Source organism: Leptothoe sp. EHU-05/26/07-4 (assembly GCF_043421015.1).
Classification (GTDB): domain Bacteria; phylum Cyanobacteriota; class Cyanobacteriia; order Phormidesmidales; family Phormidesmidaceae; genus Leptothoe; species Leptothoe turfae.
Window position 1 is genome coordinate 245412 of the sequence record NZ_JAXSQV010000007.1, and the last position, 15637, is coordinate 261048.

General features: G+C 45.6%; 12 protein-coding genes, 1 tRNA gene and 1 pseudogene. 9 read left to right on the top strand and 5 right to left on the bottom strand.

Features of this window, described 5'->3' with window-relative positions; all coding sequences use genetic code 11:
• The first annotated feature begins 18 nt into the window (after positions 1–18).
• The 3 genes from U2F10_RS25545 to U2F10_RS25555 all read left to right on the top strand — a co-directional run bounded on the left by U2F10_RS25545 (position 19) and on the right by U2F10_RS25555 (position 1430).
• Positions 19–180 carry a hypothetical protein gene (locus U2F10_RS25545; RefSeq protein WP_499057135.1) on the top strand — a complete coding sequence of 54 codons (162 nt, stop codon included), beginning with the start codon at positions 19–21 and terminating at the stop codon, positions 178–180.
• 190 nt (positions 181–370) lie between these two features.
• Positions 371–568, top strand: coding sequence for a hypothetical protein (locus tag U2F10_RS25550; RefSeq protein WP_499873665.1), 198 nt, complete (start codon positions 371–373; stop codon positions 566–568).
• Positions 569–827: 259 nt separating this feature from the next.
• Positions 828–1430 (top strand): fasciclin domain-containing protein, encoded by a 603-nt coding sequence (locus U2F10_RS25555; protein ID WP_250564739.1) that lies wholly within the window; start codon positions 828–830, stop codon positions 1428–1430.
• Positions 1431–1676: 246 nt separating this feature from the next.
• Here the strand turns inward: U2F10_RS25555 and U2F10_RS25560 are convergent, their stop codons facing one another.
• Together U2F10_RS25560 and U2F10_RS25565 are read right to left on the bottom strand one after the other, a co-directional pair.
• Positions 1677–2189, bottom strand: coding sequence for a hypothetical protein (locus tag U2F10_RS25560; protein WP_499057132.1), 513 nt, complete (start codon positions 2187–2189; stop codon positions 1677–1679).
• 115 nt (positions 2190–2304) lie between these two features.
• Positions 2305–2442 carry a hypothetical protein gene (locus U2F10_RS25565; protein ID WP_499873666.1) on the bottom strand — a complete coding sequence of 46 codons (138 nt, stop codon included), beginning with the start codon at positions 2440–2442 and terminating at the stop codon, positions 2305–2307.
• Between the two features lie 54 nt (positions 2443–2496).
• Here U2F10_RS25565 and U2F10_RS25570 point away from each other — a divergent pair, with 54 nt between their 5' ends.
• Positions 2497–2586 (top strand): pentapeptide repeat-containing protein, encoded by a 90-nt coding sequence (locus U2F10_RS25570; RefSeq protein WP_499874513.1) that lies wholly within the window; start codon positions 2497–2499, stop codon positions 2584–2586.
• A 22-nt stretch (positions 2587–2608) separates the two neighbouring features.
• Here U2F10_RS25570 and U2F10_RS25575 read toward each other — a convergent pair whose 3' ends face one another.
• The gene (locus U2F10_RS25575) at positions 2609–3505 is read right to left on the bottom strand and encodes an alpha/beta fold hydrolase (RefSeq protein WP_163702540.1); all 897 of its coding nucleotides are present in this window, start codon (positions 3503–3505) and stop codon (positions 2609–2611) included.
• Positions 3506–3754: 249 nt separating this feature from the next.
• Between U2F10_RS25575 and U2F10_RS25580 the strand changes: the two genes are divergently transcribed.
• The 3 genes and pseudogenes from U2F10_RS25580 to U2F10_RS25590 all read left to right on the top strand — a co-directional run bounded on the left by U2F10_RS25580 (position 3755) and on the right by U2F10_RS25590 (position 10673).
• Positions 3755–5197: a hypothetical protein gene (locus U2F10_RS25580; protein ID WP_163661265.1), complete on the top strand. Its 1443-nt coding sequence runs from the start codon at positions 3755–3757 to the stop codon at positions 5195–5197.
• Positions 5198–5714: 517 nt separating this feature from the next.
• Positions 5715–7400: pseudogene (gene recJ, locus U2F10_RS25585) on the top strand (single-stranded-DNA-specific exonuclease RecJ); the annotation flags it as partial.
• A 2118-nt stretch (positions 7401–9518) separates the two neighbouring features.
• A complete protein-coding gene (locus tag U2F10_RS25590) occupies positions 9519–10673 on the top strand; it encodes a tetratricopeptide repeat protein (RefSeq protein WP_163661261.1) in 1155 nt (384 codons plus the stop codon).
• 47 nt (positions 10674–10720) lie between these two features.
• On the opposite strand, the gene U2F10_RS25595 is transcribed toward U2F10_RS25590, so the two are convergent.
• Positions 10721–10793: transfer RNA gene (locus U2F10_RS25595), tRNA-Ala, on the bottom strand.
• A gap of 657 nt (positions 10794–11450) precedes the next feature.
• Between U2F10_RS25595 and U2F10_RS25600 the strand changes: the two genes are divergently transcribed.
• On the top strand, positions 11451–11630 hold the full coding sequence (locus U2F10_RS25600; RefSeq protein WP_499873668.1) for a DUF4278 domain-containing protein: 180 nt from the start codon (positions 11451–11453) through the stop codon (positions 11628–11630).
• Positions 11631–12371: 741 nt separating this feature from the next.
• On the opposite strand, the gene U2F10_RS25605 is transcribed toward U2F10_RS25600, so the two are convergent.
• Entirely contained in the window at positions 12372–14696 is a 2325-nt protein-coding gene (locus tag U2F10_RS25605) for an NACHT domain-containing protein (RefSeq protein ID WP_499873669.1), read from the bottom strand.
• A 469-nt stretch (positions 14697–15165) separates the two neighbouring features.
• On the opposite strand from U2F10_RS25605, the gene U2F10_RS25610 reads away from it, so the two are divergent.
• Positions 15166–15495 carry an NfeD family protein gene (locus tag U2F10_RS25610; protein WP_163661255.1) on the top strand — a complete coding sequence of 110 codons (330 nt, stop codon included), beginning with the start codon at positions 15166–15168 and terminating at the stop codon, positions 15493–15495.
• The last annotated feature ends 142 nt before the right edge of the window (positions 15496–15637 follow it).

Below are 15637 nucleotides of genomic sequence, written 5' to 3' on the forward strand. Positions count from 1 at the left end.
CTAGGAGCGAGTTAACCTATGGGTAGAGCATCCCCAATGATGATGAAACTGCCAGAGCTAAAACGACATACCCGCCAAGTATGGGAAGCCCTCAACACCTGGAAAGGGGGTGTTGTTTTGCAGCCTGGAAACTTCGATAGTGAGCAGTCTAAGCCGACGCGAAAATGGTTGCCTTGGTAGGTAAGTAATGGTTGCGATCGCAACGCATAAATACTGTTGGAATACGATGTAGTCTGCTGCTAAAATCAGTAAATTAGTACTAACTTGGCCCTGGCCAGCGCTGGGGCTTTTTGCTGGGCGGCTGCGCCCTAATGCGCATTGCTTGTAGCATGAGGCGTTGAGCCAGGTTGAACGCTCGTTAAAAAGTTGTATGTGCATCGTCTGTAGACCTGCGCGTTGCCAATGGAATTACCACCACCACCATCGCCGCTCAAGGTTACCCGTCAAAGCAACGCGTCAAGTCAAGCTTACAGCCTCCGTTATCCAGCCGCTGCAGTATGGCAATTTCAATCGCAGCCGTATTGACGACTTCTTGCTGCCCAGCAATGCTCTAGAGCGCTGTCTGTAATTCTTCCCTGATGGGCGACTTCATCCGATTCTGTCTAAGGCTACACTCCGATTTAGAGCATTTGCAGTTCATCAGCGGCAGCGGTGGAAAGTATAGAACCAGATGGGATGCTCAAGATATCTGATATTTTTGTTAAAATTTATTACCCTAGGAGGAAGGTTCTACCAAGCAAAGTAGCTAAAGTTTAGAACTAGCCTTGTGGGCTGAAATGGGTTCAGCACTACATAAAACTCTGTTATCTCTTTACAAAAGACACACTATGAAACTTTTTTCTCCTCCCTTTTTCATCAGACTGATGAGTCTGCTTGCTGCCCTGATGGTGGTTCCTGCCATAGCTAGCTGCCAAAGCCCATCGGAGCCAACGGCAGAAGTCACACCTGATGCTGAAGAACAGATTGCGGCTGATCCAGAGGTGGCTGCTGAGTCTTCTGGCGATACGATTGTTGATGTTGCGATTGCAAACGGTTCTTTTGATACACTGGTCGCAGCTGTGCAAGCTGCAGACCTAGTCGAGACTCTTAGCGGTGAAGGGCCATTTACCGTATTTGCCCCTACCGATGAAGCATTTGCGGCGCTTCCTGAGGGCACTTTAGATACATTGCTGCTGCCTGAAAACCAGGCAACCCTCGCTCAAATTTTGACCTATCACGTTCTTTCCGGAGAGGTACCTTCTGGTGAGGTCACTACTGGAGCAGTTGCAACCGTTGCCGATGAGGAACTGGAAATTGTTGCTGACGAAAGCGGCGTTACCGTAGGTGGGGCCACTGTTGTCACTCCTGACGTGGAAGCGAGTAACGGTATCATTCATGTGATTGATACGGTACTGTTGCCGCCATCGTTGGATCTTTCTGCTTTGGAATAGAATCGCTCTCTTCTGTCTGAGCGTTATGGCTGGGCGGGAGAGTCGCCCTTGTAAGACCTTAAGTTAGTCAATGCATTTTCCTTAGGTTCTAATCGTATACCAGTGCAAGCCTCTGCCAATCGGCAGAGGCTTGGCGTGTGTGGGGAGTCTGAGTAGAAAAGGGTGCCCTGAGAATGAAGCTTTCACAGATTAACGGAGTCTGCACCGGGCACCCAAGCTTGGGTACCGCAACAGCTCAGCAATCTGTTAGCGGATTGACTTCGTACGAGCATCTAGCGCATCTAGGCGTGCTTCCTGGATGTTATCGACTGTTTTAGTACGAGCATCCAAGGCGTCTAGCCGAGCGGCTTGAATATCCTCAATGGCTTTAGTCTGGTTATTGAGGTGCTCCAGACGTAGCTTGTGAACGCCGTTCTTGGTGCGAGCATCCATAGCATCCAGGCGAGTCTCTTGGATGTTTTCAACGGCTTTGCTACGAGCGTCTAGGGCGTCTAAGCGGGCTTCCTGAATGTTATCGATAGCTTTAGTGCGGGCGTCTAGGGCGTCTAGTCGAGTGGCTTGGATATCTTCGATGGCCTTGGTTTGATTGTTGAGGTGCTCAAGACGTAGCTTGTGGACGGTGTTCTTAATGCGAGCGTCTAGGGCTTCGAGGCGAGCGGACTGAATGTTGAAGCTAGCGGGCTCAGCGGCGGATGCGATGGGTGCAACGGCAGCGGATGCAACGAGAACAGTTAAGGCGGAAAGAAGTGTACGTTTCATGGTTAAAGCTCCTTTGTGTATCAGTGAAGTGTTTGATTCGCTTCATTGATTACAAGAATGCCGGGGCTACCTGAACGCTATGTGACGGGTAACTGAGTGTGGCTTAAAGGGTTTCTTAGATTGGCTGAGGAATGTTGGTGATGGGGGTCACAAAGGTGGTTGGGAGTTGCGTTGGCGGAGCCGCTACAGCGGAGTCTTGCCCCTGCCCAGCGTCGATTCCATATAAGAAACCCCCATGGACACTCAGGCTCATGGATGTTTGGGTTGATCTGTTTATACAATCATCAAGTTTCCTTGGAACGTCAGTCTGGTAGACGCCAATTTAGGGGGCGTAACCCTGGATAACGCCAATCTCCAGGAGGCTAATTTGAGTAGTGCGGACCCCGCTTGCGTGTAACCGTAGTTACCTATCCTACGGATTATCGCTTTTGCATAACGATATTGAACATCCAATCCCTGATTAAGGGATTTACTAACTCAGGGCGATCATCATGGGGGCAATGGCCTGCTTCTAAAAAATGTTCCTCAATGTCGCTGTAATATTTTCTAAATAACTCACTGCGCTGCTCACAGTTCATCCAAGGATCCTTTGTGCCCCACAACAACAATAAAGGCCGCTCTAATTTCGACAACAATACATCCACTCGCTCACCCCTCGGAGCTTTAAATAACGCTGCAAACGCTGCCGGTGCATCCCGTTCTGTTGCCGGACGATAAATATTCTCAATCAGTTCTTCAGTCACCGCATCCTGGTTCACATACACCTGCTTGAGCGTCTTGCGAATGTAGGACTTGTTGCGAACAAATTGAAAAACAAACCAGCTGGGAATCGGACTGAGAATAATATTTTTGATTAGCTCACCAATCGCCTGCTTAAATGGGCTGGGTTCCTGTGTTGGCATCTGCTCCTTAAACGAACCCACGCCGTTGAGTAATACGGCACCTTTTACCCACTGGGGCCGAGTCGCTGCCGTAAATAAGCAGCTATAACCACCGATGGAGTTACCTGCAATCACTGCTGGGCGACCGATAATTTGCTCGATAAAGTCGCTGAGCTGATCGCGCCATAGGTCTGAACTATAGCCGCTTGATGGTTTAGACGAGTGTCCAAAGCCAATCAAGTCGATGGCCCACACCTCAAAGTCCTGCTGTAGCTCGGCAATGTTTTTGGTCCAGTGGTCGGTAGATGCACCAAACCCGTGTACCAGCAGCAGCGGTGGTCGATCGGTGCGCGGTTCCCCTGCGCGGACGTAGTAGACGGTAAAGTCGCGCCAGGTCCAGGTATTGCCGATAGCGGGTGCAGCTGCGATGGTCATAGGTAGATATAGAAGGTGAAATGTTTTCCCTGGGGTAGATCAGGCACAAGGCACTGCCTCCACAGGAAAGGTGTTTGTTAAGTAATATTTCGTTACTTGTTTAAGTCTATCGTGGGTTACACATCCTTGCTGCGGCAGGCCGCTAGGCTGGGTATGACCTTGTTCATGTCCAGAACTGAGGGTTTTCTACAGAATGCCTGTAGATCTCAATTTGGATGTGGTGTATGTGTGCTGTGATGCCCCCTGCCTATGGCTTTTTCGAGATCTTCCCGTCGTCGTACGTTTCAGCTGTGGTTTGAGCGAGGGATGGTTGCGATCGCAACTGCCAACCTCCTCCTCGTTTTCTTTGACCTCAGCTACATCCGCTTCCGCGACGTCTATTTCAAAACTTTGCCTGGCCCCACCAACTGGTATGGCGAAACCTTCAAAGGGATTGAAGAACATCGAGTCACCGCAGCCTATCTCAGGGAAGTCGATACCCTACAAGAAACCCTAGAAAATGAAGGGCTAGATTCACCAACCGCCAATCGTCAGTTAGCGAATCTACGCCGGAGCAGTGTGGATCTGATTGATGAAAATCCGTTTGCCGTGGCGAATAAGTCTGGAACATTGGAACGGATTAAAAAGGAAATGCGCGATCGCACCGGGCAGGAGAACTCCTCTAAAGAAGCATTGCGCACCTTTTGGAGCCAGTCCTATCTAGAGCGAGGCTGGTCCGAGGAACTAGACTTTTTTGACACGCAAATTCGACCCCGGATTGAAACCAACTACTGGCGAGGCATTGGCTTTAATGGCTTACCCATCGACCGCTTTTGGATCATTGATCTCCCCTTTGCAGCCCTGTTTGGCTTCGAATTTTTACTGCGTACGTACTTCTTAAGCCGTCGTCATGAAAACACCACCTGGATGGATGCCATGCTGTGGCGTATTTATGATGTACCCTTGTTTCTCCCGTTCTGGCGCTGGCTACGGGTAGTACCTGTGGTGGTGCGGTCTAACCAGGCCGAACTATCCCATCTCGATCCCATTCAAGGACGCATCAATCGCATCTTAATTAGCCAGTTTGCCGTTGAACTGACTGAGGTGGTCTTCCTGCGCATGATTGACCAAACGCAAAACATGGTCAAAGCAGGGCAAATTAGCCGTTGGTTTTTTGAACTCACCGCCGGTAAGGAAAACTACATTGACCTCAACGATGTGGACGAGGTGCAAACGATTGCCCAGCGGCTTACAGACATTGTGGTGCATAAGGTTTTACCGGAAATTAAGCCAGAAGTTGATGCTGTCTTAAGCCATACGGTGACGGGGGCAATCTCCCAAGCTCCTGCCTATCAAGGCCTAAAGCTTTTGCCGGGGTTTACCAATGTTTCTGAGCAGATCACCCAGCAAATCTCAGCGGAGGTCTCTAAAAACCTATACAGCAGCCTCAAGCAAGCGTTGGCAGATGATAGAGGTTCTGACCTCATGGGCAAGTTGGTTGAGAGCTTTGGTCAGCATTTACGAGACGAAATTCAGCAGGGCAATACTCTCCAAGAGTTGCAAGAATTGATCGATGCTTTTCTGGAAGAATTGAAGGTCAACTATGTGGAGCGCATTGCCGTTGATGATGTTGAAACGCGTCGGGCCAATACCTATCGTCTCTATGGGACAACGCAAAAAGCACGCCCTACCCCGGCAAAATTAGTTAAATAGTAATCAGGATTATCATTAGATCAAATGCACTATATATTAGGAGCATAATTCAGGGGCAAATTCTGTGAAGTAAGGGAGCCCTTCCCAGGAGGAGCTACCGTGTATACATAAGTCGGAGAGCTATCTCTAGATTTCGAGCCCTCATCCCCCAACCCCTTACTCCCTGAGGTAGAAGGGGGGCCCGGCCTCAAAGTCCTTCTCCCCCAGGGAGAAGGATTTAGGATGAGGGCCAATTCAAGGCCTGGCCTATCTTTTGGGACATTATTTTCTAGATGTGTATACACCGTAGCCCAGGAGGGGAGAGATGTCGGCGGCTATCACAGTGCTGACGCCAGCCTACCTAAACTTGCGATTTCTAGTATTTGTCTTAACCTAGGACTACTTTCTTTTTCGTACCCAATCCACTTCCTTGACCGAACCCGTCACCACGTCAATCGCTACGCAAGAATCTGCTGCTGTTAAAATCCCTCGACAGCGGTGGCAAATTTTTCCGCCTCAGGTACAGCAGGCGCAGCGGATGGCAACGGTGACACAGCTATCACCTCTGCTGGCTCAAGTCTTGATTAATCGAGGCGTGCAAACTCCGGAGCAGGCATGGCTATACCTGGATCCAGAGACGCAGCAGCTACCATCGCCTCTGGATGAGTTTCCAGATTTGCTGCGGAGCGTTGATTTGTTAGCAACCGCCATTGAACAAGGGCAAAAAATTGCCATCTGTGGTGACTACGATGCCGATGGGATGACCAGTACAGCTTTGCTGTTACGGGCTTTGTGGCATTTGGGGGCCGATGCTCACTATGCTATTCCGAGTCGTATGCAAGAGGGCTATGGTATCAACCGTCGCATTGTGGACGATTTCCATGCAGAAGGGGTGAGGTTAATTCTCACTGTCGATAATGGCATTGCGGCCTATGAACCTATTGCCCATGCGGTTGATCTAGGTCTCACCGTCATTATCACCGACCATCACGATCTGCCAGAACAGCTGCCGCCAGCCCAGGCCATCCTTAATCCCAAACTATTGTCCACAAGTTCTCCTTACTATGGTGTGGCTGGTGTTGGTGTGGCTTACATTCTCGCGGTTTGCCTGGCCCAAGCGCTTCATCGTAGCCAAGATCTCACAGCTTCGTCGTTAGAACTATTTACGTTAGGCACAATTGCCGATCTTGCGCCTTTAGTGGGTGTGAATCGTCGCTGGGTACGTCGGGGGTTACAGCTATTGCCAAAGTCGCGTATTCCTGGCATTCAAGCGCTGATTGAAGTGGCTGGGTTAGATCAGGGTAAAAAAGCGCTTAAGCCTGAGGCCATTGGCTTTCGCCTAGGTCCACGGATCAATGCGGTAGGCCGCATTGCCGATCCGCAGATTGTTATCGATATGCTCACGACTGAGGATGTGGGTATTGCGTTGCAGCGGGCGATGCAGTGTGAAGAGACGAATGCGCTGCGGCAGCGTATGTGTGAGCTGATTGAGACCCAGGCGGTAGAGTGGTGTGAAGAACAACAGGCCCATGGCAAGCTCAATTTACAACAAGAGCGTGTGTTGGTGGTTGTGCAGCCCGAGTGGCATCACGGGGTAATTGGTATTGTGGCATCCCGCTTGGTAGAACGCTATGGTGTGCCTGTTTTTATCGGCACCTACGAAGACAAAGAGAAAAAAGAGATTCGCGGTTCTGCCCGAGGGATTCCTGAATTTAATGTGTTTGAAGCCCTTCAGTCCTGTGATGATCTGTTGGATAAATATGGTGGGCACCGGGCTGCGGGTGGCTTCACCTTTGCGGCGAAAAAACTACGACAGGTGACGTCACGACTGAGTCATTTTGCTTGTCAACATCTACAGCCAGAGTATTTAAAACCCTTGGTTAATGTCGATGTAAAGGCTAATTTCGCCGATATTACTCTGGCTCTTTACGAGCAAATTGATTTTCTCCATCCCTGTGGGATTCAAAACAATGAGCCAGTTTTTTGGACATCCCTGGTCAATATAATTGACCAACAGATTGTCGGTAAGGATCGTAAACATCTTAAGTTAACGCTGGCTCACACCCATCCAGAGACGGGGCAAGTAACCTCCATCAAAGCGATCGCATGGCGCTGGGCTGAGTATCATCCTTTGCCCCATCAGGTTGATATTGCTTACAAAATTCGTCTCAATGATTGGCAGGGACGACAATCTGTTGAGTTAGAACTATTGGGCATCAAGCTAGCCCATCCCGATTTAGCAACAGGTTCGATTCCTCCCTGGTCTGACGAGTCAAAACGTTTAAATGAATCTCCGATTGTTGATACTCCAGGAGTAAAGCATAAGTTAGCTACGGGGTCTCCTCCAACAACAACAATGGCTAATCAGTTAGCCGTCACTCCAAAACGTCCCCCTGGGTCTTTGGAGCTTCCCCCAGTCAAGGAGCAGAGCCCAAAAGTAGCAGAATCTCGGTCGATTAATGGGTCTAGTTCGCTGCCTCCTCCTAAGGCGATTGATAGTTTACCCGTGGCCGCTACCCATGCTGAATTTTTCTATGGCAAACGCCGCTATGTGAGTACCATTGAGCACGCAAATACCCAAGAACTGCAGATTCGTAATTGGGAGGGGCGGTTGTTGATCGTGCAACTGCCCCAGCGACGTGGGGTTTTATATGTGCCTGGCGAGCCTCCTGAAGTGGTGGATCTTTCAGATACTTATTATTTCAATTTATTGCGGGCGGGGTTGAATGCTTTAGAGCTAAAGCAAAAGACAAGCTTGCTAATTTATAAAGACGAGTTGCTGGCAGAAAAAGATGAGCTGCTTAAGGAGAAGGATAGCCAGATTGCCACATTGAACCAGCAAGTTCAAATCTTAGAAGATAAGCTGACTCAGCTCTCTGAGGCAAAGCAGACGGCTTTCCAGGAGTTGCAAACCGAGCTCCAACAGCAGCAGGCTGCGATCGCAAATAAAGAAGCCCACATCGTACAGCTCCAAACTGAGCGACCACAAAGAACGTTACCACCCCCAGATGCCAACGTCATTAAACAAGAGGTGCGTAAAGCTTTAGGCGACAGCGTTTGGTTCTGTATTCAGGCAGACTCTCAAAAAGATTTGTGTGCGGCCTACCGCACTTACCACATGCTGCAGTCTGAGGGGGCTGATCCTGACATTGCTGACTATTCCGAAGCAGGGATTCGTCTTAGTTTTGCAGTAGAGCGTGAGGTGATGCAGCCGTTCTTTGGTGACCTTTACGATTTTGTACGACTGGAAGGGTTGACAGAGATTGGAGGTATTGCGTTAGGCCCTCACCAAAGATATACCCTAGGTATGATGCCCTCCTTGCTTGCAGCTCAATGGCGCACTTTAAAACGAGATGCATTGACCCAGCAGAACAAGGTACCTGAGAAACAGCTCTATCGTACGTTTAAAAACTCACAGGGCTTAAGTCAGCGAGATCGTGAGTTGCTGGCGGAGTTTTTTGAGCAATGGGAGCACCCTATGACAGCTTGTTTGGGCCAAAAAGGGAAGCAAGCGGCAGCTAGCCTCGATCAAATTAGCCGTTTGCGGAATATTGCGGCCCATGGGGAAAGTTTTTTGTACGAATGGCACTATATATTGCTACGTCAACTCGTAGTCGGAGGATCAAACCGACGCGGTTTGTTTCGGCAGATTTATGGGGGTTAAGATGCCATTAGAGGCACATCTTGTCCAAACCTGTGGATAACTTCAAACATAGCTCAGAAGCTAGTTAGATTGATTTTAGTTGAAATATAAAGACAGCTGAAATTTTGTCATCCCAATGCATTGAGCACTTCTAGCTCTCTAAATAATTTAGTCTGTTTACTATAAATTGCGAACGATAATGGCAAAAATTTAACTTTTTCCAGAATTTTCCACATGTTTTCCACAGAGTTTTCCACAGACTGTGAAGGTTTTCCACAGGTCTGATAATTCAATCGGGCTATCCGTAATTAGGCGCAGAAAAAATTTCTCCGTATGCCTAAACATAATTAAGGAATTGAGATCAGATATAACCTGCCTATAAAGATTTACGTCAAGCTTTGCTAAATCTATACTTTTCGCAGTTACGCACTAATAATCCGGAAATCTCAGGGAATTAAATATTGAGCTGTGTAATGATGGCTATCGAAAATGGGGACCCTGAACCTGTGTGTCGATCTACACATGATTTTGTGTTGACATATACATAGGCAATGTATGCGGCAAGTCAACTCAAATCCCGATTTTTGTTGGCTGTGATTTTCATCAATACCAGTATCATTTCCGGCATCTATCCTTAAGATTTGTATAACTAAGTGATACTGCCCTGCGCGCATCTGCCGTATAAATACATAGATACTTATGATGAGTAGTCAAGTTATTGATATCGCCAGTGTCAGTGGCCAATCAAGTGAACAGGATGAGCGCTACAGGCTGGAGATTAATATTTGCGATCGCATCATTCAGCGCTATCCCTATCACTATCAGGCTTGGAACTATCGCAGTTACTTATTAGCCAGCATTGGTCAATATGAAGCAGCCGCTGAAAGCTACCGTCACACTCTATCTTTGAAGGCAACGGAACATCGCGTATGGTGTAATTATGGTTCTGTTCTTGAAAAACTGGAAGCATTAGACGAAGCCGCAAAATGCTACGGTCACGCCCTGAAGCAGGCTCCGTTCTATTTCAAAGCCCAGTATCGAAAAAGCAAAAACCTGCATCGAAGGGCCTTATACGGCGAAGCTATTGTGAGTTACGAACAAGCAATACAGTTACGACCTGATTCTTATAAGCTTTGGTACTATCGCGGCAAAGCACTACTACAGCTCGATCGTATTGACCAAGCCATTGCCAGCTTTAATAAAGCTGTGGAACTCTATGATGGCGATAGCAAACTATGGTTGGTGCTGGGACGCACGCTCTTACAGGTGCACAACCCCCAAGAGGCCTTAAGGGCCCTGAACCATTCCATTCATCTTGACCCCGACAATGGCAGTGTGTGGAGTTATCACGCGGCAGCACTCAAGGCTCAGGGGTATTTCGAAGATGCACTGACCAGTCTTGACAAGTCTGTGACCTTAGAGCCAGAGAAGTCGCGATTTTGGCATCTGCGAGGTCTGGTGCTTTTAGAGATGAATCGGCTAACTGCCGCCGAAGAAAGTTTTACCACATCCCTGAAACTACAGGCCTACAACTATCAAGCATGGCTGGCGATGGCATGGACATTGCAAAAGATGGGGGATTTTAGTCGCGCCATTGAAGCCTACGATAAATCTTTAGCCATTGAGCCTGATCAGGCCTTTGCATTTTATAACCAAGCCCGTTGCCACGCTCGCTTAGGTCAAGATATGTGGGCGTTAGAGCATGTGCGGCGAGCCATGTCCCTAGACCCCCAAATCTATTCAGAACGCGCTTATGCTGATCCGTTGCTTCAGGCCATTGTGCAAGATATGGAAGAGGATGATAGCGGCGAAGATTTAAAGGAAATAGAACTGATTGCCCTTGATTCCCATTAAAACCATGTGGGGACGTTCCATAGAACGTCCCCACATGGTTTTTTGAATGGAGCTAAGCGGGCTCGAACCGCTGACCCCCTGCATGCCATGCAGGTGCTCTACCAGCTGAGCTATAGCCCCTCGCGTTTATTAATAATCTCTTGCCAGGAGCTTACCGTCAAGGGATTTTATTAGGCTTTTGCGATCACTCCTGCGCATTATTGGCCAGCACGGTCTAGAAAACGTATATGACAGTTATCTCACCTGGTGTCCCTAGCTTACTTCAGACATGCCTGAAGTCGCCTTTCGGCATCAGTCAAATCGCATTCAGTCGCTCGTTGAGATAAGTCATACCCAATCCACATTCATTCAATCCGATTACCAATACCCAATCCTGTAGGGGCACTCCCTTGTGGATGCCCTGCGATACCGGGCGCTATCGTCAGGATTTCTTAGCCTACATCGTTTTCAGGTTCTGCCAAGTATGGTGGACTTCTTTGTGTAGTGATCAACAACACACCAAAAAAGAATGAGGATCACAAGCATTACATCGGAATGAACGGGGAGTAGACCGTTTCTATATATAGAACAAACAAAACACGTTCTCACCTATCACTATTGTGGAGCTCCTCACCATGACACCCTCTCAAATCGAAGGTCTTCAAGTTTGCCTCTGTTTTGCACTGTCCATGGTGATTCTGGCTCCACTGTTCTGTTGGGTCTTGCCCAATCGTCAGCACGTTCTCTAAAGCCTCCCATGTTTGCCTTGCTCGCCATTAGCCCGTCAGGAATCTACCTATGCAACTCGCTGATATCGGTGCACCTTACACTCCTGCTGCACCAACTGTCGCAACCATCGAAACTGACATCCAGCTTTGCTTTAGAGACTTTGCTTTTAAAATGAGAACCCTAAAAGAGTATCTTCCTAAGTCTTCCATCGGTAGCCTCACCTATCGCAACGTTCGCTACAACGCATAGTTTTTTCATCGTTGAATCCAGTAGAGTAGACGTCATAGAGCCTCCGGCAGTTTTGTCAGGGGCTTTTTTTTGGAGTGTTGTGGTGCCCTCTTGGGGTATATAAATTTGACCACTACAAAATAATCGCTGCAATCCCTGAAATCTTTACTTTACAAGGCTTATAGAGGCTACTTTTATTGGAGAAATTTTAAAGAGGTCAATAAATGTCAAGGAAAGATGATTTGCTTTACATTTCTTTATATATTATTGATTTTAACAAGAGTTGCCGCACTGCATTCCAATCTAGGCTCCCTTCGGTGATTCATGTCTGGATAAGGATGAGGCACTAACTGCCCAGATGTTGTTTGAGAAGAGCACAGGTAGCTGATCTTGTTGCTATTCGTTTGTTAAATATTGTCGAAATGCAGACCCATAACCAAGACAACAGAACTGTTTATTGTGCAGAACTCCCTACACCAAATCTTTCCCGAGATATTTTAGCTGTAGCCTGTATGAGTATGGGGGTCGTTCTATGCATGTGTTTGGGGGAGCCTTGCAGTGGTTTTCGTCAGTCGCGCACGTGTTCGTCCTTGCTAGGCAATACATATCACTCAAGGGTGCATTAATGAAGGGTTCTGAATCACCCAGTACAATACAGGCGATTGATAATGGGGAATATGCATGCCAAATCTGCGATTGCGCTTTCGATTTTGGGTTATGTAGCCTGGTCAAGGTCAAAGGGCATCACACCTAAATAACCGGCTATCCATCTTCATATTTCTCAATAGGTAGAAGGGTGCTGGCATTAATCTCTTGACGAACTTCACGGCTCACATAACAGTCTCCATGAAGACAGATAGATAATAACTTATTAACATCATAGTATTCCTTAAGGGCTTTTATTTCACTTTCTACAAAACCCCAGTCATGGCCTATATTTCGATACTGTATGATTACATCTCTAAATTTAGTGCTCCAATCTAAACCATTGTGAGCCCACCATTCACGAGAGTCTACAGTTTTGCTAGGAAGTTTTTCCTTTAATTTAATTAACTCCTCTTTTAGTTCTGCACTTGCATTGTGTTCAATACATTGACGCATTAGTGACAAGATATCTTTGTGCCACTTTAAAAGGGTATCAGCTTCTTTTAGGGGAGTATTGTGCATAGATGTACTAACATTCAATGTGGTGACTAACTCTGAATCTAGAATAAAATCTTCGCTTTCTGTTTGTGTTTTGATCGTTCTCTTTCTTATCACTAAATTAAAATAAAAGACTTGGCTGATAGCTTTTAGATTGCCAATACTCTTACTGCTTTTAACTGAAGAAGACTTTTCATTTAGCCAATCAAGAAATGAATCTATCTTCTTGTTTTCTTGAACTATTTTGTCAATTTCATGCTTTATAAGTCTAATCAAATAGTCTGCATTAGGGAGCATACATGAGACAAGCGAAAATACCTCTTGCCATCTGTAATCAGTAATATGAATAGCCAGTGATTCTAGGACCTTTTTTTGTTCTTCAGGATCCAATGTCTTAACGATTTTAAGACTGACAAAATACTCATGAAATGTTCTGTGGGAGAATGAAAATATATCTTTTGCTACCTCAGTAATCAAACCATGCTGAGCAATCATGGAATCTAATACAGAATTGCAATCTAGCTCTACATCTTCAGGTGAACTAATGGAGCGTGGTAAATTATAAATATATTCTCTAATTTGATAATCGATTGTTCTTCTTTTGAATAATCCTTCATCTTTTTCAAAAGTGGCATATGCTATTTTGCTAAGTAAATCTTCTTTCTTGTTCTTAGACAGCTTTCTGTAAGTTTCAGGCCGTTCTACCGCTCTGCTAACATCCCATTTCCTCAATAAGACATCGAGACCTTCTTGATATAATTCAGCCTGATTTTTGGGGAATTCCTCTGAATCCTCAAAAACCATGCATAGTAAGGTTAGCAGTAAAGGATTGGTCGCCAGCTCACTAATCTCTTCGTCTTTGCTAATTCGGTTAATGAACTTCTCTGTTTTTTGAGGAGATTTTTTTGTGGCAAACCAGTTTTTTGAAAACATACTGATCTGCTCTTTGGTGAATTCGCAAACTTCAGCCTCCAGAAAGTTTTCAAATTTATATTCACTTGCAGCCAAGCGACATGTAATTATAAATCTATTTTTGCTATATGTCTGTGATATTTCCTTGATTAGTCTGATGACTCGGTTAAAATTTTCTTTTCGAACTTCGTCTAGTCCATCAAATAAAAATAGAATTTTTGCCTCTCTTAAAAGTAGTTCAAAACTTTCTTTGTTGACTTCACAACTAAGTAACTCATTCTCTATATACTCTTTTAAGCCTATTTGGTGATCTTGGTTCTGAAAATCCTTTAAAGAAATAAATATTGGAACATAACCAGGTAGTATTTCTGATTTATTCGCAAAGACAGCAACATATTTTAAGAAGGTTGTTTTTCCAGCTCCTGGTCTTCCAAGTAGAATAAGTTTCGAGTAATTTTCAACGAGCTCAAGCCCTGAAAATTTGACACCTTCAAATAATCTGGAGATGTTGAATTTGAGGTCATTAGTTTGATGACGCTGTTGAACTATTTTTACTAAGTCTGATAGTTCTATACGTCTTTTGGATAAGATTTGTTTGGTAATCTTGACCTCTGTAAAAATGTCTTCCACTTCAATGGGTTTGCTCATGTCAAGAATTTGCATGAATCCACATTTCTCATTGATGAGTGCTCGGGTTTTGCTCTGGATTTCCTGTACTAGAATTTCGATCGCATTGTTGACTATTTCATAGACTTGCTTGTCAGAAGGATATGCATTTTGATACATATCCAGAACTTTAAAGAAAAGTAACTTTGATTTTCCAGGAGTATTTCCAGAAGAGATATTGAATTTCTTATAAACCTTTGTCATTCGAGAACTGTATCTTTCTCTCGATATGTTTAAGATCTTAGCGACCACTAAGTCTGACAGCTCAATGTCTGCTAAGCGTTCTACAAAAGCTTCTTTTTGTAATTCTGTGAGATGGTTTTGGTTGGCAATGAACTCAAGATAAGAGCGTGGTATTGAAAGCATATTCAGGAACCAACATGGCTATCTTCGGTTATAGCACCTCCCTCTACGAGATAAAGTGACTTCCTTCTTAAGGCTGAAAATCTTAGATGGAAGTCTAACTTTATTGTGATGCCTCCAGTTCAGAGGATTCCTTTTTTTGTCAAATAATTATGCCGGAAACGTTCTACTGACCCATGTTGAACAAAGACATGATAGATATTCGCCAATTGATGGCGTCTGAATGCTTTTCAGGATCTCTGCTTAGGTATGTAAGTATGTAAGCGGAATAGTTGATCGCTAAGTAATCAGGCGATGTGCCATGCTAATCCTAAATGAGTTCCTGAAGTCTGAACATTTCATATAGCCGCATAAGAGTGTATTTGTTCAGACTGTTTGTTGTCAGATCTTAAATCGTGTCGAAAATTTAAGTGGCTAGAGCAGTTATTCCTTTTTGTGCTGTCAACTGTTATCGATTGATCAGGCTCGAATTATGCTCTCCTTAACAAAAGAATACCGATGTGATGCGACTCCTTTGTCACATCGAGAAATCGTAGTACTGAATCTTCTTATTAAGGTTCTTTTAGAAACGTGGTTTAAAAGGTTGCGACAATCTCACCCTTCTCCTACAAACAGCTACTTAGAAGGTGTTGGTACGGCAGATACTGAGATTACCCCCTGCAAGCGAGGTCGGGTTAGGCTCAATGGTTCCTGGTGGTCAGCTTTATCCAATAGCAATATGACTATTCATCCTGGTCAGAAAGTCCGTGTTACAAGTCGCCAGAGTCATACCTTGCTGGTTGAACTATCTCAGGACGGCTGAGAAAAATTCTGTTCATTTTAATAGTTGTCTCAATCAGGTGGCATTTATGAAAGAGAAAGTACTGATGATTTCTGACATTTCTGACATTGTTTATACTTGTCCAAAATGTTCAAAAACGTCTTTGGTGAAAATAGGCCCTGAT